Here is a 22,889-nt window from a genome sequence, read left to right as displayed (position 1 = left end):
CAATTTCCTTTTAAGTGAGTCAAAAAATGGGCGGATAAAACCGAAAAATATAGCTTAGTTTAGCATGGTTTGGTTTTTTTTAGTGAATAATCCAGCCATTTGGCTGAATTTGTCGTATTACTTGTCGTCGGCTACTGACCTGACTGATATTGATTTGAAAAACTCATTAATACAACGCGCCATCCAAAAAATTTTCATAAAAAAAGACAGTTATCCTAACTGTCTTTTTTTGGCTAACTATTTAAATACTAGCGCACAGCAACCAATGGTTTTTGTACCCAGCCTTCGCCTTTATCACTACTGACATAAATCATACCGCTTTCTTCTTCACCCATAAGGCTATGTTCAAATGCCGGTAAAAAAGTCTCACTAATCAAAAAATGCCTGCCCTGCCACTGGTAAAGGGTGGTGCGTCGCCAGCCTTGCGCTGTCACATCAATCCAGCGATTGGTCATTGTGGCGCCATGCCGACGAAACAGTATATAGCCAATCGGTGTTGTGCCCAAATTCGCCAGTTTTCGCGCATTACCAATAAGGCTAGCAAACGGAAATACTGACCGCGCCACCACCCACGCCTCTTGATTAGGCTTGCCAAATAATAAGGCTTCGCGCACCCATGCCGATTGGTTCACCCCAAGCGGTAACTGCAGTTGGCGCTTTTCGCTCAGGGACAAGGTTTGCCGTCCTTCAAACATCGGCTGTACGATAAGTTTATGCTGAGATAAGGCTTCAAATTTGGCGGTGAGCGACCCTGTTGACGTCAGCCAAGGGATGAGTTTCGGCGGTATCTGCTGTTTGTGTGCTGCGCTCAAATGCGCGAAAGCCAGGTTTAGGTTTAAACCAATATTTATCATTATTTTTTCAAAAACTCATTATCAGGTATTGTGCCGCGCGCGGCAACATCACCAAAAAATTGGCTTTTATAGGTGTCATTAAAAGGTAACGCGGTCATCGCATCGGCTTGGTACGCCAATATAGCGTGCTGTTCGTCTTGGCAAAACTGGGCAATGGCAGGGGCAAACACCTTGTCATAGACACGGTGTAGCGAATGAGTCAACACCGGATAAAAGCCGCGAATCAACTTGTGCTCCCCTTGGGTACCAGGGTCAAAGTAGCGAAGGCCATGCTTGATAGCAAATTCAATGCCTTGGTAATAACACAGCTCAAAATGTAAACAATCATATTCTTCTAGGCAGCCCCAATAGCGACCATATAACGTACTGATAGCGGCATCGTCATCGAAAAAAAACAAACTACAAGCCACGATATCACCGTGTGCGTTATGCGCTTGAGCGAGCATCAGCTTGTCTGCCATCGTCTGCCCAAGCTGCTTAAAAAATGCTAAATTCAAATACGGCTGCCGTCCTCTGACTAGATAGGTCATGGCATAGCATTGATAAAACACCGCCCAATCCGCCTCGGTGATATCTTCACCAAGTTTAATCTGACAGCTTAGATTTTGTTTGAGCACCTTCTGGCGTTCCACCTTAATTGACTTGCGTTTTTTGGCAGTTAATGTTGCCAAAAACTCATCAAAATTGGCGCATTTTTTATCCTCTAGATTGCGATTTTGCCATAAAAACTGACAGCTTAGCCGCTCACAAAGATTGGGCACATTTTGCAACGCTTGGACGTTTTTCGGGGAGAAAAACAGTCCGTGCCAAGTGGATGCTTGATAGCGGCTCGCCAAGTCATCAATCGCTTGTAGTAAGGTCTCATACAGTGGCGCGGTTAATGACTTGCCTTGTGCCACCCAAATCCGCTCGCCGGTGACGGGGATAAAGGGCACGCTTGTCACCAATCTTGGATAATAATTTCTACCATAGCGCTCAAAGGCTTCTGCCCAGCTAAAATCGAACACATATTCGCCTTGGTGATGCTTTTTGATAAACACAGGCATTACGGCAATCAGTTGCGCGCCATCATCGACAATCTGCACATACTGCACCCACCAATCGCTGCGCCCGCCAATCAGCTTTGCATCTATCAGCGCTTGCCAAAAATCAAAGGACATAAAGGGTGTATCAGGCGTTTGCCACTGTGTCTGTGAGCGCCAGTCAAACTCAGTGGTAAATTGATAGTGATAGGACATATGTTAGTATTATTGTAGTTTTATGAACGGATTATTATACCTTGTTTTTAGCCAAAAATACGGGCTTATCCTTTTGCGCAATTTGGCACAATTTGGCACAATTTTGCAAAATTTGTATGGCGTTGGGCGGTGTGGTTTATAACGGTGACTTTGTTGCAATAACCAAATTGCAATAGCCAAGATTAGCGTTTACACTGAACAACTTAGCAGCCAACTGCTTGATGCGCTTTAAGCTTTTTTTCACTCACTTGTCATCCTCTACCATGCCAACACTGATTTTATTTAACAAACCTTATGGCGTACTTAGCCAATTTCGCAGCGATGATAATAACAACTTTGCGACGCTCAGCGATTATTTTAGCGATAAAAGCTTACGCGTAGCAGGGCGATTAGATGCCACTTCCGAAGGATTGCTACTGCTAACCGCTGATGGGCAGGTTAATAAAGCCTTGACCCATCCACCCAAAGCCAATGCAGGCAAAAAACAAGGCAAAACCTACTGGATACAGGTAGAAGGCGATGCAAGCGATGCCCAGTTACAACAACTACAAACAGGGGTGCCACTCAAAGACGGTATCACCTTACCTGCCGAAGTTGTAAGGCTGAGCGAAGCACAAATTGCCGAGCATATTTGGCAAGCGTCTGACAAGATTGCTAAACGCAAAGTCACCACATGGCTCGCCATTACTATTTTTGAAGGTAAAAATCGTCAAGTACGTCGCATGGCGGCCCATGTGGGACTGCCCTGTTTGCGGCTGATTCGCATGGCATCAAGTGGCTTTAGCTTGGGAAATTTAGAGGTTGGCGCATCCACACAAATACCGCTATCACCTGCCGATTTAAAGCGACTGGGTGTCCAACCTTTATCCACAGCAACGACAACGCCACAATCGCGCAAAAAACCTCGCCTGTTAACGCCTAAATCGCTACAATCAAAGCACCCAACAAGCCGACGTAGGCAGCCATGAGCAGGCAGCCGTGAGTAGACAGATATAAGGAAACCGCTATGAGAAAACAGCCATGATCGGTTACATCTATCGTTTTTTTCAAAGCCGCCCTCGTCTACTGTTAGGGTTTGCCACCATGGTGGTGGTGTATTTTGGGTTATCGACGCTGGTTGGTCTATTGCCCAAAGATTGGACGTTGGCGGTAGCCTACGATAAATTGAAGTTTGTGACGCAATTTTTGCTGGCTTGGAATATCGGAATTTGGGTTTATTTACTGGCTATTTTTCGGATGATGTATAAAGCCGATCAACATGCAATTTTGGATAAAGCCCATGCTGAAGACGAAGGCACGGTGTTAATGCTGATTTTGGTTTTTGTCACAGCGATTGTCAGTATGCTAGCGATTGTCGTAGAGTTGGGCACGAGCAAGGACGCCAAAGGCGCTTTGATGCTGTTTCATATCGCGCTCACCGCCATGACGATTTTGACGGCCTGGCTGTTTATTCATACCATGTTTGCTATTCATTACACCCACGAGTATTTCTTGCTTAAAGAAGAAAAAAACACAGAAATGCTAGATTTTCCTAACGATGATGATCCCGCCTACTGGGATTTTTTATATTTTTCCTACATCATTGGCACATCTGGTCAAACAGCGGATGTCGCCTTCAACACCCAGCAAAGTCGAATCATCGGTACCATTCATTGTGTGTTATCATTTTTCTTTAATACCGCAATTTTAGCCTCATTAATCAATATGTCAGCGGGTCTAATCGGTTAAAGTTAAATAAGTCAGCTAAATGAGTCAGCCCAATACAGCTAAATGAGTCGGTCAATTCAAGTGAATACATCGTCAAAATCGCTTGCTGTATGAGGTATACTATCCTCGCTTGTGGTCCTCGTCTTAACATAAAGTGATAGGACTGTCATATCCCACTACGCTAATATCTCGCTACTTTATAACTAGGAAATTGTATGATCGCACAATATTTGATGGTCGATAACGCCCTGCTCGAGCAACTGCAAAATGCCACTGATACAGCGCGAACGGCGTTACTTGAAAGCATGAGTGAGCAGCCTCAAGCACAATTGGTAGATTTGGGCAAACTGTGGGACATCATCCATTTTGTGTTAACCAAACACAGCGCCACCCAACCTGTACCCGATGAGCCTGTCAGCGAGTTTGTGGTGGGTGTGGAAACTTTTAGCGACAATGAAGATGCCGATTTTATTGCTTTTACCCCGTGGGCACATATTGTCGAAATCGTTGATGTACTAGAACAAATTAACTTTAAAAAACGCTTAGAAAAAGTCTCAATGAAGTCACTACGTGAGCAAGCTATTTTCCCACCCAATATTTGGCAAGACAAAAAGGAAAACTTGGATAAAGAATTACTGGCTTCATATAATGAGTTATTGGCGTTTTATAATGACGCCTTAGACAATGGCGATAATATTGTGGTGAGTATTTTATAACGCCGATATAGTCCTTTTTTCATTTTTTGAACCAAAAAAGCACCTTATAAAAGGTGCTTTTTTTATCAATTCGCTGATGAAAATATCATCTAGCTTGACTTGAACTTCATTAGTTAACCGATTGTGGTGCAAGGATAATCATCTCTACACGGCGGTTTGGTTCATAGCTTGAGCCAAATTGTGTTGTCGCACCGCGACCAATAGCGCTGATACGGTTACCAGAGATGCCACGATTGACTAAGTAATTAGCGACTGCTGATGCACGGCGTTGTGATAACGCTTGGTTTCTATTTGCATCACCTTCCACTGAGGCGTAACCATTTACTTGAATGTTAGTTTGGTTATAGTCACGTAGTGTGGTAGCTACTTTGTCTAACGTATTATAGAAGTTAGGTAGAATAGTAGAATCACCAACGCGGAAAGTTATCGCTTCTGGGATAGACAAGTTAATGTTATTAGTCACTGGGTCACGTGTTACCGTCACGCCAGAACCTGCGGTTTCTGCACGAAGTTTAGCTTCTTGTTGCTGCATGTAGTAACCAACACCAGCACCTAGTACACCACCGATTGCCGCATCACGACCGGTTTTTTCACCGCCCGTTGCCTTTGAGACACCCGCACCTGCGGCTGCCCCTAATAGACCACCAATAAGCGCTTTATTGTCGGTAATGCCTGTTGTTGTCGTACCAGTTGGCGTTGTTGCACAACCTGTTAAGATAACACCTGATGCTAAAGTAGCTGCTAATAATTTAGTACGCATGAGTAATCTCCTTTGAATTCCTCTAGTTATAATGGCTTAGTTATAATTGCCACGCACCAACTTGTTGTTTTTATCTCATTTGCCAGATAAACCTGACAACACTCAGTTGCTTTGTGATTGAGCTCATTATGCAATAAACTTTTCCTTTATATGTAATGATTTGTCTTAAGGATGTTGTAGGATGGCATAATTTGTTACAAAATATTTTCAAGTATTCATTATTTATATTATTTATTCTTATATATTAAATGCTTTGTGATTTTGTTGAAAACTATGCTGCATAGTCAACCTATCATCTACAGATTATTCAATAACTTGTTAATTTTTAATAAAAATTTTTGACAATTAACTTTACTGGGATTTATAGCGTAGCATCGTTAAACTCGAAAGATTTGTGCTTGCCAGTGTATAAAAATTTATTAGTGAACATTTTTGACGTTTGCTAAACTAACACTTATTTTTACAATTAACGAAGCCAAATTAATGAAGCCAAGTATTTTTTCTTATGTCTCATTCAAATAAGCTTTTTTGAATAAGCTTTGTGGGAGCCAAATATGACAAATAACAATAAACCATCATTGCTCAAAAACACGTTCAACAAACTGCGTAAAACATCATTACCTTTGGCGCAAAACGCCAGCTTAGCGGTGGCGGCAGGCACCATTACCGGCAATTCAGTGCTGTTTAGTCTACCGCTTTGGGCGATGGGCGCGGTAAAAACATTAACGGGTCATACATTGGCAGATAAATCCGTGTTAAAAATAGCCAATCACTGGATCAATACCAACAATCGTTTGATTGACAACATCCTGCCCGATATTGATTTTCGCGTCAACCTGCCTGATGACTTATCGGTCGATGGCAAATATATTTTGCTGAGTAATCACCAATCTTGGGTCGATACCACTGTCATTCAATATATCAGTGAAAACCGACTGCCATTAACGCGATTTTTTGCCAAATACGAGCTACTGTATATCCCAATTGTGGGACAAGCGTTTTATTTTTTAGACTTTCCGATGATGAAACGCTACTCGAAGGCAGCGATTGCTAAAAATCCAGCGCTAGAAGACCGCGATATCATCGAAGCCAAACGCGCTTGTCAAAACTTACTCGACAAGCCTTTTACCTTACTTAACTTTATCGAAGGCACGCGGTTTACCCAAAAAAAACATGACTTGCAACAATCACCGTATCAACATTTGCTAAAACCCAAAGCGGGCGGCATTGCGCTTGCATTGGGTGCGTTAGGTGACGATTTAGACGCGGTGCTTGACATGACGATTGTGTATCCTGATGGTATTCCTACCTATCAGGATTTGTGGCAAGGTAATATCAAACGCATCGGGGTGGATATTCAAAAAATTGCATTGCCAGATGACTTGCTGCAGCGGCTCATGGATGGAAAATACCAACAGGATGAACAAACCAAAATAGATATGTACCGTTGGCTTGATGATGTTTGGCAGCAAAAAGATCAACGTATCCAAGCCATGCTCGATGATTTTACCCGTCATCCCTAGCAACACATTATTAGCGACACATGACTAATGACATATCACTAGTGACACTGCTAGTTAAAATCTCAGGTGAGTCATGCAAGGTATGACTTGCCTGCCTTGTCCTCATTCACATTTTTTGCGGTATTGACCCCATTTTGAGCACTTTTTTATGCCAACTGCTAATTTAGACCCAAAATCCAGCCCAACGCCAAGCTCGAATATTAGCCAACCGCTCGCTGCTCACCCTGCCAAACCCAGTCGTTGGCAGTTAGCCTACGATACCATCATGATGGTTGCCATCGTGTTGGACTTGCTGCTCATGGGGTTTGACACTTTGATGCTAAGTAGCTTTATGGCAAAAATAGCAAATTGGATGGGGTTTGTTGACAGTATCGTCAGTTATCAGCAAGGATGGCACGAGCCGCTCAAAGTGGCAGGGGGTCTGTTTACCATCTTTTTGGTAGCAGAGCTTGTGGTTCGCTGGTTGATTGCCATCGTCCAAAAACGCCATTACCGCTGGTTTTTCTTTCCATTCGTGCATTGGTATGAAGTGTTGGGCTGTGCACCGCAGCTGCGCGCATTGCGACTGCTGCGCGTTGGCGTGATTGGCTATCGGCTGCACGAACTTGGCTACAAAGTTTTGCCCGCCAGTTGGCTTGCGACAATCAAATTTTATTACCAAATGATTATGGAAGAGATTTCTGATCGGGTGATTTTAACTGCGATTGACAATATCCGCACCGAAATAAGCAACACCGATGGGCATTTGGTCAAAAACATCATCGACAAGCATCGGGATGACATCCAAAAGGTCATTGTCGAAGTGCTGCAGCAAGAGGCCACACCGTTATTACAATCCACGCCCGCCAATCCTGCCATCTTTGCCAAACCTTTGGCAGAACAAGTGGGCATTGCCATTCAGCAAGCGCTGACCGATACGCCCGAGCTGCACCGCATATTACGATTGATACCGATTGCAGGTAGTCTAATAGAAAACCAAATGCACAGCATCGGGCAACACATTGGGGAAAATCTGACATTAAGCTTGACCACTAACCTTACCAAACCGCAAACGCTCACGCTGATGTATGAAGAAATCGCCAAAAGCTTAGTACAAATTGACGTCACTAGCCCTGCGCTAGAAAAATTAATTAGCGATATTATTGATGATAGTTTGACGTCACTTGCCAACCAAGTTCGTATTCAACAATGGAAGCACCAAATACGCTGATTGAATCCACCGATCTGGCGCCGATAACCGCTATTCAACGCTTTTTTTATCGCCCTATTATGGCTTTGGTTGCCAAACAATAAATAGCGCGGTGAATGGTTGTTGTTTTAAATAATACTTGCTAATATGCGGTATGAATCGATTTTGATGTATAAAAAGTTATTATAAAAAGGTTTTTCATGACACAGCCCGCTGCCCTTGACTTGACCCAAGATAGTTCCTCACAAAACTTACAAAGCGTATCTAACCTATCAGAGCAGGATTCACCGCAAAGTCAGCAGCTAGCCAACCCATTACCCACCGACCCTGTAGCCACTAGCGTGAAACTTACGGGCAGACTACTGAACTTTACCCGCCTACATATTGAAGGCAATGATATCAAAGTAATTTTGACAAAGATTGCACAAAAGCTAGGCCGTCAACGTCAGTCTAACTTACCGGTGATTGTCAGTTGTCAACAGCCATTAAATTTAGCGCAGCTTTGGGGCGGCTTATGGGTGCTAGGGTTACAGCCGATTGGGTTGGTCACAGGCGCCAATGATACCCAAGCCAATGAGCTTCGCATTGCCATTTTTCCAACGGATGGGCAGCGTATTGACGGCAAAGCACCAAAAAATTTGGCGACGGGTAGTGAGCAAAAATCAAACAGCACAGCCAATACTCCATCCTCTCAGCACGTTGCGCAGTCCCCTAACCAATCACCCGCATCCGACAGTCAAGCGACTCAGCGACAAAGCCAAACCGCCAGTGATATCGTAACCAATAAAACCGCAAGCAATGAGACCACAAGTAATGATACTGGAGCTGCACCTGAAAAATTTGTCGCCTCACCGCATCACCAATCGCAGCTTGAAGGCGATTTGGTGCATAATCAAATGTTGCGCTCAGGTCAAAGTATCAACCACGTTGGTGGCGACGTGATTTTGACCAAAGGCATTAATGCCGGCGCGGAAGCGATTACCGATTATAGCCTACACGTGTATGGCAAAGCCGAAGGGCGATTGGTCGCAGGAGCGACGGGTGACACCAATGCCAAAATATTCTGTTTGCGTTTTAACCCGTCACTGGTATCAGTTGCAGGGACTTATTGCCTAAAAGAAAATATTCCCACTGAGTATTTGGATAAAGCGGTACAAGTCAGCTACTTGGATGGACAAGGTTTGGTGTTTGAGTTGATGGAATAACAATCACCTAAACAACCACTTATACCACAATCTAGGCAAAAATCGTCAATCTGTCGATTAACTTCGAAAAGTTTTTTATGCTAAACTAGTCCAATTAACCAAATTTAGGCTAACTAAAATTTAAGTCTTAATTTTTAACGATTTACGTTAATTTATATCCGTATTTTTCAAACCAGTTTAGCGTGAATGTGTGTATGGCTTGAATGATTCAATACTGCCTCACTGACACCGTGCTATGAATAGGAGTATGCCAAAGTGGCAAAAATCGTTGTTGTAACTTCAGGAAAAGGCGGGGTAGGTAAAACCACCACCAGTGCCTCTTTCGCTACGGGTCTCGCCGTTCGCGGCTTTAAAACTGTGGTGATTGACTTTGACGTGGGTCTTAGAAACCTTGACCTCATTATGGGCTGTGAAAACCGCATCGTGTATGACTTTGTTGATGTTATCTCAGGGAACGCGCGCCTGTCACAAGCGTTGGTAAAAGACAAACAACTCAATAACTTGTTTATCTTACCTGCCAGCCAAACGCGCGACAAAGACGCCTTGACAGATGAAGGAGTCGCCGAAGTCATTAATGAGTTAGCCAAACAATTTGACTATATCGTGTGTGACTCGCCCGCTGGTATCGAGCGCGGTGCCCAGCTCGCTATGTACCATGCCGATGAAGCCATCATCGTGACCAACCCAGAAATCTCATCGGTGCGTGACTCAGACCGTATCATTGGTATTTTGCAAAGCCGTACCAAAAAAGTTGAAGAAGGTACAGGCGTGGTACGCGAGCACTTGGTCATCAACCGCTACAACGCTGAGCGTGCTGAGCGCGGTGAAATGATGGATATTAATAGCATCTCTAATGACATCCTAAAAGTGCCACTACTTGGCGTGATTCCTGAAAGCAATAGCGTACTTGAGGCATCAAACCAAGGTGTCCCTGTGGTGCTAGATCAAAATTCAAAAGCCGGTCAAACTTATGATGACATGGTCGCTCGTTTCTTGGGGGAAGAACGTCCCTATCGCCATATCGAGGTGAAGAAGAAAAGCTTCCTACAACGCTGGTTTGGAGGTTAGGCTATGGGATTTTGGAGTAATTTATTTGGCGGTGAGCAAAAGTCAAACAGTGCCAATACTGCCGCAGAGCGCCTAAAGGTCATCGTTGCCAGCGAAAACCGCTTGCACAATCGGTTAACCCCAGAGCGTATCGAAAAAATGAAACGTGAGATTTTGGCCGTGGTCAATACCTACGTGTCAGGTGTCAACATTGATGACGTCAATATTCAACATCACAATGAAGCGAACATGGAAGTATTGGAGATGAATATCAGCTTGCCTGATAGTACACGCCAATAATTCATATTGCGCTTAATCTAGATTGTTTTTAATCTAGCTTGCTTTTAAAAAATTGTTACTAAAAAGCCCATCATACATGGGCTTTTTTATACTATCAGCTAACTTAGCGCATACGGCGAATCAAATGGTCTTTTTGGATAAATTGGTGATACAGCGCGCCGATGATATGCAAAGCCGTGAACACCAGCAGCAACGTCCACAACAGATTTTTATGAATTTTTTCCAACGTGCCTGACAAATCACTGTTTTCACTGACAAAGGCTGGGATATCAAATAGCCCAAACATACTCACCCCTTCCCCATCAAACATGACAGACAACCAGCCCGCTAAAGGCATGGCAAGTAAAATCAAGTACAGTGCTAAATGGGTTAAATGCGATAGTTTATTTTGCCATTTTGGCATCGGCACATCGGCAGGTGCTTTGGTAACAAAACGGTTGATAATACGCCCTACTGTCCAAAATAACACACTGAGTCCAAACGCTTTATGCAAATCAAAATAGGTAAAGTCAGTTGCATCTTCATTCAGCTCAATCATTGCCCAAGTTGCAATCAACAATACCACGCTAATCCAATGGAAAATACGTGACGATAGCGACCATTTGTTGATACCGTGTGGGGCAATCGGCTGTGGCGCTTCATTTGCAGGAAATAATGCCATAATGAATTTTACCTTATCATGATTTGTTTTGGGTTATTCTAGCAATGTTTGGGCAAAATAAAAGTAACAGACTGTTGGCAAAATAGCACAAAAGCGGACTGGGTCTAACTATCTAAATCCACCAAGAAATGCGAGAGCTTGTCCAAATCTGGCACTACACATAGCTCACCTGCCAACATGACTGGCTGAAAAATATAGGCGTGCTGTAGGCTGTAGTCTGCCAAATTCGGTGCACGTGAACTCTCAACGACCTCATCATCTGGCGCGTTTAAGGCGGTTAATAAGTCAGGATAGTTAGTCGCTAATTCAGCTTGGTAAGTGGCGTCATCAGCGTCTTTGAGATCAGCAATACGCACAGAATGGAAAGTCACTTCGCCGTGAATTTGCAAGGCAAGACGATGAATATCGGTGACGCTTTCTAACACCACTAAGTGGGTGGGCTGCTCATCTTTTGGCAACAAGTGATACACTGACACTTCTTGACCGCGCCAAATATAATTCCAAATGCGCTCATCATAGTTATCAATGCTCAAAATCAAGGCTTGCGGCACAATCCAGTCAGGCGAACTGCTAGAAGGAATTCGAGCAATGGTTAATTGACCTGTGGTGATACTTAGGACGCCTACATCTTCATCTTGCTTAAAGTAACGGTTTAACTCGTTTGCCATGGCTTGCTCATTTTAGTGATTAATAAGAAATTTAGCGGTCGCTACCAGCCTATAGCATTAGCCACACAAGGCGATTAGCTGCTCAGCTAACTGCTTAGGGGTGCCAACAAAAGTAACTTGATTGCTTTCAATCATGCTTTGTGGCTGACTGGCGCAGGTGCTGCTATCAGGGGTTTGTGCCCAAATAATACTGCCATTTTTTTTGACCGTCGCTGCCGCATCACTACCATCATTGCCCATACCGGAGAACACGATAGTGATTAAGTTGTTGCCAAACGCTTCGCTGCAATTACGCATGACCTCACTGATTGGGGGTTTGTAACTGCCTTGCCAAGGTTTGCGCTGCAAAATTACCCGTCCATTGGAATCACACACCACGCTGTGGTCAATCGGTAAAATCAAACAACGCCCTGACAATAATTTTTGGGTATTGGTCACTATGTCACAGCGCCACTCGTTGTGACGATTTAAAATTCTTGGCAAGGTGTTGAGCATATTTTGGTTGAAGTGCTGCGCTAGTAACAGGGATACTGGCAAATCTTCGGGCAAATTATCTAAAAATTCCTTAATGGCGAGCGGTCCGCCCATTGATGCTGCGAGCAATACCACATATTTCCACGGTTTGATTTCACGCTTGGCAGCCTCATAGTGCGCTAGCAAATCGCTACGTTCTAGCATTATAGCGATTTTTCGCTTGAGTTGGCGTTGCCATTTGGCATATAACAGACTTTCATTGATATAAGGTGCCGTGACAAAGCCCAGTAATACAATCTTAGTCAAATTGACATTCAGCTGTTTTTCAACATTTTGAATGACTGCGTAATCATCTTGGGTATCGACTAGCCATACATCCACTTTTTGCTGAAAATGTTTTTCGGTCAGCTGTGACGCTACCAAGCATTCCACGATTTCAAATCCCCATGAACGAATAGTATCGCTAAAGGCAAGCCGTTGCTGATTTTCCTCAGCAACGATAAAAAATCGCAGCGGCGGTGAGTGCTTTGACAGCATGAATGATTGTATCCTTTACATGGTCGGCTTAGTCAGTTTTTGCTTGTTGGGTAAAGCGCGCTAACGTGTCTAACAGCATTTGTTCTTGGAATGGTTTACCCATGTATTCATTTACCCCGATACCAAACGCCCGTTCACGGTGTTTTTCACCGGTACGCGATGTAATCATGACGATAGGGATATGCTGGAGTCGTGGGTTATGGCGAATATGGTTGGCGACTTCAAAGCCGTCCATACGTGGCATCTCAATATCCAATACAATGACTTCCGGTAGCATTTCTTGCAGTTTTTCTAGCGCATCAATACCATCCGTTGCCACTTGGGCATCATAGCCGTTACGCTCCAGTAGGCGCGAGGTGACTTTACGTACGGTTACTGAGTCATCCACAATTAGTACCACGGGTTTGTGCGCTTGTTTGACCGACTTATTGGCTTTTTGCTGCTCGACTTTGGCGATATTGCTGACATTACGCATCAATGCCACCAAGTCAAGAATGAGCATGACCGAACCATCCCCCATGATGGTAGCAGCCGAAATTCCATCGATATGTGAGAGCTGACGACCGAGTGGTTTGACGACCACTTCAATACGAGAGCCTGCAATCATATCCACTTGCAGCGCCATGCGCTGACCTAAGTCAGTACGAATAATAATCACGGGTACGCTGCTTGACTGGTGCGCTAGTGCATCCACCGGGTCGCTACCGTATAAAATCTGATTGAGATAGCGCAGACGATAGGCTTGTTCATCGATATTGATACTATCGGCATTGGTGGTATAAAAATTAGCAATCGCATCGATATTGACCCGCATCACACGTTCAATTTGCACCAATGGTACAGCAAAGTATTTATCCCCTGCCCTAACCATCAAGGCATCAGACACCGCAACTGTCAATGGTAAACGCATGGTAAAGCGTGAGCCTCTACCACTTTCAGAATCGACGGTGACTACACCACCCAGCTGTTTGACCTCACTTTGTACCACATCCATACCCACACCACGGCCTGAGATTTGTGATACAGATTTGGCGGTGGACAGACCTGCGTTAAAGATATATTGCATGATATCAAGTGTTTTTAGACTGCTATCTTTGGCAGAAATCAAGCCTTGCTCAATCGCTTTTTCGCGTACCGCATTCACATTAATACCGCGCCCATCATCGATTAAGTTAATAACAATTTCACCACCTTCACGCAGCACTTCAAGCGTGATTAAGCCTGTTCTTGATTTACCACTCTCAATACGTTCTTGCGATTTTTCGATACCATGGTCAACGGCGTTACGTAGCATATGCTCAAGCGGTGAGGTAATACGCTCAAGGATATTACGGTCAATTTCACCTTCATCGTTTAGGATTCGTAGTTCAACAGACTTGCCAAGCTCGGTGGCTGTTTGACGGACGACCCGTTGCAGACGTGGCGTGATACGCGAGAATGGCACAGTACGTGAATCCATCAACCCTTCTTGCAAATCGGACTGGGTGCGTGATAATTGCAGTAGCAAGTTTTCGGTTTCACGGGTTTTATCGAGCATGGTCGTTTTGATGTCTAACAAGTCCGATGCCGATTCCGAGAGCGATTTTGACAGTTGGTTGAGCGCTGAATATTGGTCCATCTCTAACGGGTCAAAGTCATTTTCTAACGCATGTTCATCACCAATTTGTGACAAAATTTGAATCTCAAGCTCAGTTTCCATACGGCGTAGCTGATCTGCTAGACGCTGTACGGTTGCGCCCATCTCTTCGATATTGTTTGATAGACTCGATATACCCATCTCAATTCGTGAGCGGTTGATCGCGGACTCACCTGATAGGTTAATCATACGCTCCATGGTACTTGCAGAAATCCTAAGCGTCTCAGCATTAAGGCTCGATTGATCTTGCTCAGATTCAAAGTTACCCGTCATCAGCGGCATGACGCTTAGGTCGCGCTGTTTGACTTCTAACGTGTCTTGCCCGAGACTACTGCGATAGATATCAATTTGTTCAATTTGGCTGGTGAGGTTAACATTGGGGATTTCTTTTAAGCTATCAGGCTTTCGCGAGAATTGTTGCAGCGCTGCAACCAACGCCACCGGCGTTTGTGGGTTAAATTTATTTTCTAATACATAAATCGCACTTGCTAACCAGTCATGACACACCGCCAATAGGTTACCAATCATCCGAGTGGCAGGTTTGCGGCGGCTGCCTAGCTCTTCGTAGATGGTTTCCATTTCGTGCGCTAATGTAGCAATCCCTTCTGCACCGACCATTCTTGCGCCACCTTTGATGGTGTGCAATTCACGTTGCAAGGCTTGTAATGCTGCAAGATCACTGTTATTACTACGGAACTCTTGTAAATGCAGGCTGCTGCTATCAATCAGCTCTTTGGCTTCTTCAAGATACACTTTTAAGATATCTTCGTCAGGCTCTTGACCTTTCCAAGTCTCTAAACGACGCTCTTCAAAGTTGTTAATAATTTCTTCGATGTAGAGTGGATCATTTTTCGCAAGTGCGCTATCACCCTCTTTGGCAGGTTGTTTTTGCTCTATCGACTCTTCAGGATTGGCTTCAACAATCAGTGGCACCGCAAATACCAAGTCCCGACTTTGTACTGTGCCGGCGATGACCTCATCGATTTGGCGGGCAAAATCTGTGGCTTCAAAAGAGCGACTAAATTGTCGAACTTGCTTGAGCTGTGAGGCAATGGTTTCATGCAGTTTTTGTAGCAATGAAGCGGTATCGGTATCACTAGGTAAAATACCTTTGTCAATGGCGTCATACACTTGCTCACCACGTAGCGCCATCTCGACAATACTCGATACCCCGATTAGCTCTGCACCCCCTTTTAAAATGTGCATATAATTAGCTAGTTCTTTGACCACCGCTAAATTGCTAAGGTTATTGAGCCATTGGTTGTAGTAATTTTGCATATCGGGCTGAATGGTTTGCACTTCATCCAAGAAAATCTGCAACAGTTCATCGTCGGTAGCGATTGTCTGGTACTCGATAGCATCCATCTCAGCTTGGTACTGACTTTTTGCCAATAATTTTCTTAAGCTTTCAATCGCCTCTTCATTGATATTGACGCGCAGTCCTGCTGCAATGGCGTCAAACATATTGATGAGCTGATTGTGTACGCCCACTAAGGCATCATAAATGTCTTCATTTTTGGCAAATTGCGGATAATCAGCGAGTTTTTTATAGGCAAACTGTAAGGTGCTTGGAATGATAAAATAACTCAAACCTTCAGTCGCTTGCGCAAGCCTTGAGGCTTGTTGTTCAAGCTGCTCGGCATAAGCAATAACTTGTTCACTCTCACCAGCAAACTTAGCCTGTGCTTGCTGATCGGCATCTAGTAAGTCATCAATCCCAAGCGCCATCAAGTCTTTGACCGTCAGTTTTGTGCTTTCATAAGATTCAGTATTGGCATCTGTTAGCCGTTCAATCAAGTCGGCAACAATGTCAGTGTTATCTTCCACCACCGTCACATCATGATGGATTTTATGCTCATCAATGTAGGTTTGCAGTAGATCTTTGGCCTCTTGCAAGGTCAATAACTGGCTAGCAGTAAGCGGCATTTCATTATGTAATAAGTCGCCCAGTGCTTCTTCTACCGCCGCGCTTAAGCGATAAACATTGTTGAGTTCAATCAGCGCTGCGCCACCACGCAAGGTATGGAATGCACGTAATATGGCATCAGGCACATGCGTTGCAGGTTCACCCAAATGGTGGGTGATAAAGTTATCAATATCGACCAATAACTCGTCTGCTTCTTCAATAAATACGTCATCAGCGACATCCATTTCACTACTGATGTCACTAATGCCACTGACATTCTGTGGCGCTTGAGTTTGGGCGGTGGCGTTAGTAGACGAAAGCGCCGCATCAGTGTGTGGCGCACTTGAGTGTGACGCACTTGGCGAAGCTGCTGCCTGTCCCGCGAAAGCGGATAAGGCTTGATGATAGCTAAAGCTGTCGCCATGTTTTTTGGCATAGCTATTAGCGACGGCTTGCCATAATTGAATCACTGCGGGATAATCTGTACGATTTTGGGCAAAAATCGTGATGAGCCCGCCAAATGCCTCAATGACATCACCAACTAGACGTAAAACCCCCTCGTCTACTGTTATGGTATGGTCAAGCACGCGATTGAGCATGTTCTCAATCGACCAGGCAAGCTCGCCTAGCTGATTGGCGCCAACCATGCGACCTGAGCCTTTTAAGGTATGAAAACCTCGGCGGATTTCTTTTAAGGTATCAAAATCATTGGGCTTAGCTTGCCAAGCTTGGTTAAGCGGTGCAATTGTCTCAATCACTTCATTGGCTTCTTCGATGTAGATTTCTTGAATATCGGGATCGCTGACTGCATCTGTAATCGTCGTTAGCTGCTCATATTCGCGAGCCACCACTTCAGGTAAGGCATAAATATCCCCTGTGGTTGATGGCGCAGTGTCGCTCGCAGCTTCATTGCCTTGAGCCACATTATCACTGTCTTTAGCCACACTAGCACTGACTGGTACAAGGCTATTTAAGCCATTGGTTTCTGACAGACCTGTATTAATCGGCTGCTGCTGTAATAGATTAGTCGCTTGCAATACCGTAACCGCAGGGTCAATACTTGGCGCCCGCTGCTGCTGAAAATCTTCAACCAGTGTCGGCAGTTTGCGATGGGTATCTTTGATAAAGCCCACTAACGCATCACTAACCGCTAAAGTGCCATCTAGCACACGGTTGAGCATGTTTTCTACCGCCCAACACATCTCACCAATTTGATGAGCGCCGACCATACGACCTGAGCCTTTTAAGGTATGAAAACCTCGGCGGATATCTTTGAGCGCGACTAATTCACGGGTATCCACTTCCCATACGGGAATTTGCTCACCCAACTCAGCGAGGACTTCTTGCGCCTCTTCAATGAAAATGTCTCGGATATCTTCATCCATACTATAGTCATCATCTTTGAGGGCTTGCCTTGCAACCGCCAGCGCTTGCGATTCTTGCACGCCAGGCATTTGCATCATAGGCGTTTGCGTGGCAGCCGTTTGCGTGGCAGGTATTTGCGTGATAGACGCTTCTCCAGCAGTAGCTACCCCTTGTGATAGTGATTTAATATCACTGGCAATACGTTCGCCTTCATCATCGTAAATCACCGTATCTCTGCCAAAGTGCTTGGTGGGTGCTACCACTTCAGCGGCGGTTAATGGCGTTTCGATTAAACGATTAAGCAATAAATTAGCGCGGTTAAGCTGTGTTTGGGTTTGATCCAAAAATTCTTCATTGACAGACTGATTGGATAAATAATCCAAAAATAGCTCAAAGCGGGCAATCATGTCGGCGATGGCATCACTCGCTTCCCAGCTTAATACATCTACCGAATTTTTATGGATACGGCTAAATAATAAGCGAATCTGTTCGACCAATTCTTTGGGACGTGTTAAGCCTAATGCCCCAAAAACTTGAATGGTGTCAATCAATTCGTCATTGACTGTTAACTTATTTAAATCACGGGTTTGGATATATTGATTAAACGAGCGCTTGATATTTTCAACATGCACGCGCGTTTGCCGCACCGCTTCATTTTGCGGATTGCTGGCATAGGCAAAATGCTGTAAGCCAATTTGGCTATCAAGGGTTTCAACCGTTGACAACAACTGGCTATAAAAATCTTGCAGCTGGCGTTCTACCTGCCAACTGAGTGATGACGCCATAAAGGTATCTTGCGTCATCAAGCGCACGTCGTCGATAATTTGCGCCACTTGGTTTTCATAAAACACCCAACCGCGATTTGCTAAACTATTTTTGACCGATTCAAGCATCGGCAAAATGGTGAGCGGTTCATGCACTTGATAAATAATTTTTTCAAGTTTTTCTAATACTTGACTAAATAGATTATCAAGCGTGTCACTACTATTGATATCTAAGCTTGATAGCAGGGCTTTAGCGTCATGCGATTTATGGGTTAACGCATTGAGCGCTAATAACACATCAACTGCCAGACGAGACACGGTAATATCAGGGGTGAGAGTCAAATCATGCGTCAGCATCAATGACAGACTGTTTAATAGCGAAGCATAAGCGGTTGGTGCAGGCTGCTCATTGAGGGTTAGGTTATTGCACCACACTGCGACCAACTGCCAAAATTGACGCCAAGCAGGATTGATAGAAGCCTGGGATAAATAGCCAGCAACCTTGGTCAGCGCATCTAAATGTTTACTGTCGTTGGTCGCGTTTTGTAGTAGTTGCAAACTGGTATAACGCCAGACTTTGAGTAACTCATCGGCTTGGGCACTATCCCATGGGTGTTTGATGTCTGGCGTGGGTAATTGGCTTAAAAATAATAAAGTATTGTCTGTGGCAGCTTGGATGGGCTCATAAGATGATGCTATGCCAAGCAATTGCTCAAAATAAGCGATTCGGTCATTGACCCAGTCGGTATGAATCTGCTGTTTAGCTTGTACTTGTTCAATATCAAATTGCAGCAACCTCACCGCATGGCTGATTTGACTAAAATACTGCGGGGATAAAGTTTCTTGCTGAATGGCGATAGTGGTTTTATCAAGCGTTTTTGCCAGTTTTGATAAGGCTGGCTGGTTGGCAAGCGCGAGTGCACCGGTGATTTGGTGCAAATGTTGACCGATTAACTGCCACGCTGGCTGCGTGTCCTGTCGTTGTAGCAACTGGTTAAGTTCACCAAATACGTCTTTTAAAACCGGCATCAACCAGTCTAAGGCGATCAAATTACGTTGTTTACTCATACCATATTCCTAGTACAACGACTGTCAAAAACGATGACGATTTTTCTCGATGTTAAGTTAGCTGTAACGCAGTCGTTTATTAATTTCTTATATCACTTAAAATAACTTACCCGCTGTCTGGCGTCAACTCAGGTTGATAGCTTTTATAACCTTCAATATTGACTTCACTGATTAGCGCTCAATATTTGCCACTGCTTTGAGCCAATCTGGGGCAACCGTTTTGCAATAGCCATTGATTGTCGGTACGGCAATTTGCTGTAAATCTGGATCACTAAACACCAGACTTTCACCTGCGCCTAATAACAAAACACCATCATCCGCCAAATAACGGGCTAAATAACGCACGATGTCACGCTGCTCAAATTGCCGAAAATAAATTAACACATTGTTGCAGACAATCATTTGGCATTGACCTGCCTCTAGAGGAATCGATTGCTGAGCATCGACTAAATTTTTGCTAAAAAACTTCAATTGCGATTTTATTGTAGGGATTAGCGTAAATTTATCCCTACCAACGTCTTTAAGATAGTGATGATACAGAGCAGGAATAAACGGTTTTTGCGCGTTGTCATAGTTGCCAAGCGTTGCATCAATCAATGATTGCTGGTGAAAATCTGAGCCAAACACCTGATAAACTTGCATCCCATCCAAGGCATTTTCTAGACATAGTGTAATCGTGACTGCCTCCTGCCCTGTCGAACACCCCACACTCCACGCTGTAAAACTATGTTGTTGGTTTTGTGGCTGCAAATGCCATGCGTTGGCAACTGCTTCAGCAAATGCAAAAGTAGGTAAATGCCGAAAAAACTGGGTTCTAGGAATCAATATATCATCGATTAGCTGATGATAGATAGTAGTATTCTGCACAATTGTCTGTAATAACGCCGTACTGTCAAGCGCATTGCGCCGCATATGCCGCTCAATGATACCTTTTACCCAGTTGTTCTGAGACTTTGGTAGGATAAAACCCACTTGGTGTTCAACATAGTTGAGCCACAGTGACAATGCTTGCTCAGATAGATGGTATTGTTGCATAAAAGTTATTTAGTCTTACCTCTAGCCTAGTTGTTATCGGTGAATAACTTATTATCGGTACGTGACTTGGCATTAAAAAATCTCAATTAGTGATTAAAACAACCGCGTCCAACTCCTCATCTAACACCCATACCCTTGTTTACTACTTATAATTCATCTAACAGTCATAAAAAGAAAGGTGGTAAAAACCACCCTTTACTTTTAGCTAACTGTTGATTACTAAGCCTAATTAAGCATTAGCCATTAAGCGCTTGCTAAAGCATCATCTGGCAATTTAAAGCCCGATACTGATTCTTGAAGCGCCGCCGCCATTTCATTAAGCTGACCGATTGAACGAGCGGCTGCCATGGTACCTGAGGTGGTTTGCGAGGTAATATCTTGAATGACGTTCATCGTATTTGAAATATGACCCGCCGAGGCTGCCTGCTGACGCGCAGCATTCGAGATACTCTGAATCAATGATGCCAAGTTGTTAGATACAGTTTGTACTTCTTCAAGCGCCTCACCCGCGTCTTTTGCAAGTTTTGCACCGCGTACAACTTCTGCGGTGGTTGATTCCATCGACATCACCGCTTCGTTCGTATCTGCCTGAATGGTTTTAACCAGTGTTTCAATCTGTTTGGTCGCTGTGGCTGAACGTTCTGCTAGGCGCTGTACCTCGTCAGCAACAACCGCAAAACCACGACCTGCTTCACCCGCCATCGATGCCTGAATTGCTGCATTCAACGCCAGGATGTTGGTTTGGTCAGCAATGTCATTAATCAGTCCAACGATATCGCCAATCTCTTGCGATGATTCACCGAGGCGCTTAATACGTTTTGAGGTTTCTTGAATCTGGTCACGAATGGTATTCATACCATCGATGGTACGTTGTACCACTTCTGCCCCGTTATAGGCAATCGCAACCGAACGGTCCGCAACCGCAGCAGATTCGGCGGCATTTGAAGATACTTGGTCAATAGACACCGCCATCTCATTAATCGCTGCAGAGGCTCCCGCAATCTCTTGCGCTTGGCTTTCAGAGGCTTGGGCTAGTTCAACTGCCGTTGCCTGGGTTTGGTCAGAGGCGCGAGCGACTCGCTCTGCGGTGACGTTAATCGCAGAAACCAGTTGACGCAATTGGTCAATTGCAAAGTTGACCGAGTCTGCAATCGCACCTGTAAAGTCTTCTGATACCGTTGCGTTCACGGTCAAGTCACCTTCCGCCAAGTCACCTAACTCATCAAGCAAACGCAAAATCGCCATTTGGTTACGTTCGTTTTCTTCTTGGATTCTGCGGGCACGTTCAGATTCAACCTCCATCTCATGACGCTGACGCAGCGTTTCACGCTCACCTTCTACCATTTCGCGATGGGTTTTGGCACTAATCTGGCGGGTCAAAAAGTAAATCGCCCCAATGACGCCTAATACAATCAAAATAGAGGGCAACCAAATCGTCAAAAAATTATGGGCAACACTATTCTGTTGACGTACCAAAATCAGCAATTGGTAGAGTCGATAAATAAATGCCAAACTAGCAACACCACCACAGATACTTGCCCAAATAATCCAGTTGGTTGAGCCCCCTCTATTCAAACGATAATTACTCTTGCCAGGCCCGACCGCGACAGGGGAGTTGGTATTGGTACTTAGGGTCGAAGTTTTAGTATCCATGATATGGTAAACCCTCAATTGTTTTAATGAGTTAGAAAATTAGGTTATAACGCTGCTTCTAAATAACGCGTGTCTTGCGCCAATAAGCTTGGCATAAACACATACCAAATCTGCTCGTTTTGTCTAAAACGACCATGCGTATACTGCGCGAGCGGCGAATCGTTCGGCATCTCGATAGGCTGATATTGCCCACGACTAAAGGTTTGGATACCCAATACCTCATCAACTTGTAAGCCACTAAAGAGCTTTGGTTGATCAATCAACAAAATCTTTTGATTGCCTGATTGATAGTTTAAGCCTGATGGATGTAAACCTAAGAAGTTCGACAAATTGGTAATCGGTAATAACCGTCCCCGAACATTGGCAATCCCTAGTAGCCAAGGTTTTGACAAAGGCACCGAGGTATAGGCAGGCAGAGATAGTACCTCAGCCACATCACCGAGTGGGGCTACCAAGTGGTGGCCACCTAGCGAAAACGCGACCCCTAGCCACTGATTTCTTTGGTCAAAGTGAGTACCTTTTTGTCGTTTGATACCGCGGTTAGCGAGTCTTAAAAGCTCGATAAAGCCGTTTGAGGACACGA

17 protein-coding genes and 1 pseudogene are annotated in these 22,889 nt (G+C 44.4%); 8 read left to right on the top strand and 10 right to left on the bottom strand.

What is annotated here, in order from left to right:
* Positions 1-248 precede the first annotated feature (248 nt).
* Positions 249-854, bottom strand: a complete 606-nt coding sequence (locus tag RTP55_RS01770; RefSeq protein ID WP_312383750.1) for a chorismate--pyruvate lyase family protein — start codon at positions 852-854, stop codon at positions 249-251.
* A complete protein-coding gene (locus RTP55_RS01765; RefSeq protein WP_312383748.1) occupies positions 854-2,092 on the bottom strand; it encodes a GNAT family N-acetyltransferase in 1,239 nt (412 codons plus the stop codon). The genes RTP55_RS01770 and RTP55_RS01765 overlap by 1 nt, the downstream gene beginning before the upstream one ends.
* Positions 2,093-2,355: 263 nt before the next feature.
* On the opposite strand from RTP55_RS01765, the gene RTP55_RS01760 reads away from it, so the two are divergent.
* The 3 genes from RTP55_RS01760 to RTP55_RS01750 all read left to right on the top strand — a co-directional run bounded on the left by RTP55_RS01760 (position 2,356) and on the right by RTP55_RS01750 (position 4,515).
* A complete protein-coding gene (locus RTP55_RS01760; protein WP_312383746.1) occupies positions 2,356-3,060 on the top strand; it encodes a pseudouridine synthase in 705 nt (234 codons plus the stop codon).
* A 52-nt stretch (positions 3,061-3,112) separates the two neighbouring features.
* The gene (locus RTP55_RS01755; RefSeq protein WP_312383744.1) at positions 3,113-3,820 is read left to right on the top strand and encodes a DUF1345 domain-containing protein; all 708 of its coding nucleotides are present in this window, start codon (positions 3,113-3,115) and stop codon (positions 3,818-3,820) included.
* A 194-nt stretch (positions 3,821-4,014) separates the two neighbouring features.
* Positions 4,015-4,515: a YfbM family protein gene (locus RTP55_RS01750; protein WP_312383743.1), complete on the top strand. Its 501-nt coding sequence runs from the start codon at positions 4,015-4,017 to the stop codon at positions 4,513-4,515.
* 109 nt (positions 4,516-4,624) lie between these two features.
* Here RTP55_RS01750 and RTP55_RS01745 read toward each other — a convergent pair whose 3' ends face one another.
* Positions 4,625-5,275 (bottom strand): OmpA family protein, encoded by a 651-nt coding sequence (locus RTP55_RS01745; protein ID WP_007115417.1) that lies wholly within the window; start codon positions 5,273-5,275, stop codon positions 4,625-4,627.
* 554 nt (positions 5,276-5,829) lie between these two features.
* On the opposite strand from RTP55_RS01745, the gene RTP55_RS01740 reads away from it, so the two are divergent.
* From RTP55_RS01740 to minE, 5 genes are all read left to right on the top strand, one after another.
* On the top strand, positions 5,830-6,798 hold the full coding sequence (locus RTP55_RS01740; protein ID WP_007115416.1) for an acyltransferase: 969 nt from the start codon (positions 5,830-5,832) through the stop codon (positions 6,796-6,798).
* A 148-nt stretch (positions 6,799-6,946) separates the two neighbouring features.
* On the top strand, positions 6,947-8,008 hold the full coding sequence (locus RTP55_RS01735) for a hypothetical protein (RefSeq protein ID WP_312383741.1): 1,062 nt from the start codon (positions 6,947-6,949) through the stop codon (positions 8,006-8,008).
* Positions 8,009-8,187: 179 nt separating this feature from the next.
* On the top strand, positions 8,188-9,192 hold the full coding sequence (gene minC, locus RTP55_RS01730; RefSeq protein ID WP_312383739.1) for a septum site-determining protein MinC: 1,005 nt from the start codon (positions 8,188-8,190) through the stop codon (positions 9,190-9,192).
* A gap of 255 nt (positions 9,193-9,447) precedes the next feature.
* Positions 9,448-10,260 (top strand): septum site-determining protein MinD, encoded by an 813-nt coding sequence (gene minD / locus RTP55_RS01725; protein ID WP_062332529.1) that lies wholly within the window; start codon positions 9,448-9,450, stop codon positions 10,258-10,260.
* 3 nt (positions 10,261-10,263) lie between these two features.
* Positions 10,264-10,539 (top strand): cell division topological specificity factor MinE, encoded by a 276-nt coding sequence (gene minE, locus RTP55_RS01720; RefSeq protein WP_007115412.1) that lies wholly within the window; start codon positions 10,264-10,266, stop codon positions 10,537-10,539.
* 103 nt (positions 10,540-10,642) lie between these two features.
* Here minE and RTP55_RS01715 read toward each other — a convergent pair whose 3' ends face one another.
* From RTP55_RS01715 to RTP55_RS01685, 7 genes and pseudogenes are all read right to left on the bottom strand, one after another.
* Complete coding sequence (locus RTP55_RS01715) at positions 10,643-11,200, bottom strand: cytochrome b (RefSeq protein WP_101964012.1); 558 nt, start codon at positions 11,198-11,200, stop codon at positions 10,643-10,645.
* Between the two features lie 104 nt (positions 11,201-11,304).
* The gene (locus RTP55_RS01710) at positions 11,305-11,868 is read right to left on the bottom strand and encodes a hypothetical protein (RefSeq protein ID WP_312383736.1); all 564 of its coding nucleotides are present in this window, start codon (positions 11,866-11,868) and stop codon (positions 11,305-11,307) included.
* 57 nt (positions 11,869-11,925) lie between these two features.
* Positions 11,926-12,879 carry a chemotaxis protein CheB gene (locus RTP55_RS01705; protein WP_312114615.1) on the bottom strand — a complete coding sequence of 318 codons (954 nt, stop codon included), beginning with the start codon at positions 12,877-12,879 and terminating at the stop codon, positions 11,926-11,928.
* Positions 12,880-12,907: 28 nt separating this feature from the next.
* The gene (locus RTP55_RS01700; protein ID WP_312383734.1) at positions 12,908-19,618 is read right to left on the bottom strand and encodes an Hpt domain-containing protein; all 6,711 of its coding nucleotides are present in this window, start codon (positions 19,616-19,618) and stop codon (positions 12,908-12,910) included.
* A 171-nt stretch (positions 19,619-19,789) separates the two neighbouring features.
* On the bottom strand, positions 19,790-20,653 hold the full coding sequence (locus RTP55_RS01695; protein ID WP_312383731.1) for a CheR family methyltransferase: 864 nt from the start codon (positions 20,651-20,653) through the stop codon (positions 19,790-19,792).
* A 243-nt stretch (positions 20,654-20,896) separates the two neighbouring features.
* Positions 20,897-21,931 (bottom strand): annotated as a pseudogene (locus RTP55_RS01690) (methyl-accepting chemotaxis protein); the annotation flags it as partial.
* Between the two features lie 419 nt (positions 21,932-22,350).
* A complete protein-coding gene (locus RTP55_RS01685; protein WP_309592892.1) occupies positions 22,351-22,887 on the bottom strand; it encodes a chemotaxis protein CheW in 537 nt (178 codons plus the stop codon).
* Positions 22,888-22,889: the final 2 nt, after the last annotated feature.

It is taken from the genome of Moraxella sp. CTOTU47579, from assembly GCF_032004885.1.
Taxonomy (GTDB): Bacteria; Pseudomonadota; Gammaproteobacteria; order Pseudomonadales; family Moraxellaceae; genus Faucicola; species Faucicola tetraodonis.
This window is presented reverse-complemented; position numbering and strand designations above follow the sequence as displayed.

Excerpts from the sequence above, each read along its gene's own strand:
- RTP55_RS01735 (WP_312383741.1), top strand. The coding sequence starts at position 6,947 with ATGCCAACTGCTAATTTAGACCCAAAATCCAGCCCAACGCCAAGCTCG.
- RTP55_RS01770 (WP_312383750.1), bottom strand. The coding sequence starts at position 854 with ATGATAAATATTGGTTTAAACCTAAACCTGGCTTTCGCGCATTTGAGC.
- RTP55_RS01695 (WP_312383731.1), bottom strand. The coding sequence starts at position 20,653 with ATGCAACAATACCATCTATCTGAGCAAGCATTGTCACTGTGGCTCAAC.
- minC (WP_312383739.1), top strand. The coding sequence starts at position 8,188 with ATGACACAGCCCGCTGCCCTTGACTTGACCCAAGATAGTTCCTCACAA.
- RTP55_RS01745 (WP_007115417.1), bottom strand. The coding sequence starts at position 5,275 with ATGCGTACTAAATTATTAGCAGCTACTTTAGCATCAGGTGTTATCTTA.
- RTP55_RS01715 (WP_101964012.1), bottom strand. The coding sequence starts at position 11,200 with ATGGCATTATTTCCTGCAAATGAAGCGCCACAGCCGATTGCCCCACAC.
- minE (WP_007115412.1), top strand. The coding sequence starts at position 10,264 with ATGGGATTTTGGAGTAATTTATTTGGCGGTGAGCAAAAGTCAAACAGT.
- RTP55_RS01700 (WP_312383734.1), bottom strand. The coding sequence starts at position 19,618 with ATGAGTAAACAACGTAATTTGATCGCCTTAGACTGGTTGATGCCGGTT.
- RTP55_RS01740 (WP_007115416.1), top strand. The coding sequence starts at position 5,830 with ATGACAAATAACAATAAACCATCATTGCTCAAAAACACGTTCAACAAA.
- RTP55_RS01750 (WP_312383743.1), top strand. The coding sequence starts at position 4,015 with ATGATCGCACAATATTTGATGGTCGATAACGCCCTGCTCGAGCAACTG.
- RTP55_RS01705 (WP_312114615.1), bottom strand. The coding sequence starts at position 12,879 with ATGCTGTCAAAGCACTCACCGCCGCTGCGATTTTTTATCGTTGCTGAG.
- RTP55_RS01710 (WP_312383736.1), bottom strand. The coding sequence starts at position 11,868 with ATGGCAAACGAGTTAAACCGTTACTTTAAGCAAGATGAAGATGTAGGC.
- RTP55_RS01760 (WP_312383746.1), top strand. The coding sequence starts at position 2,356 with ATGCCAACACTGATTTTATTTAACAAACCTTATGGCGTACTTAGCCAA.
- RTP55_RS01765 (WP_312383748.1), bottom strand. The coding sequence starts at position 2,092 with ATGTCCTATCACTATCAATTTACCACTGAGTTTGACTGGCGCTCACAG.
- RTP55_RS01755 (WP_312383744.1), top strand. The coding sequence starts at position 3,113 with ATGATCGGTTACATCTATCGTTTTTTTCAAAGCCGCCCTCGTCTACTG.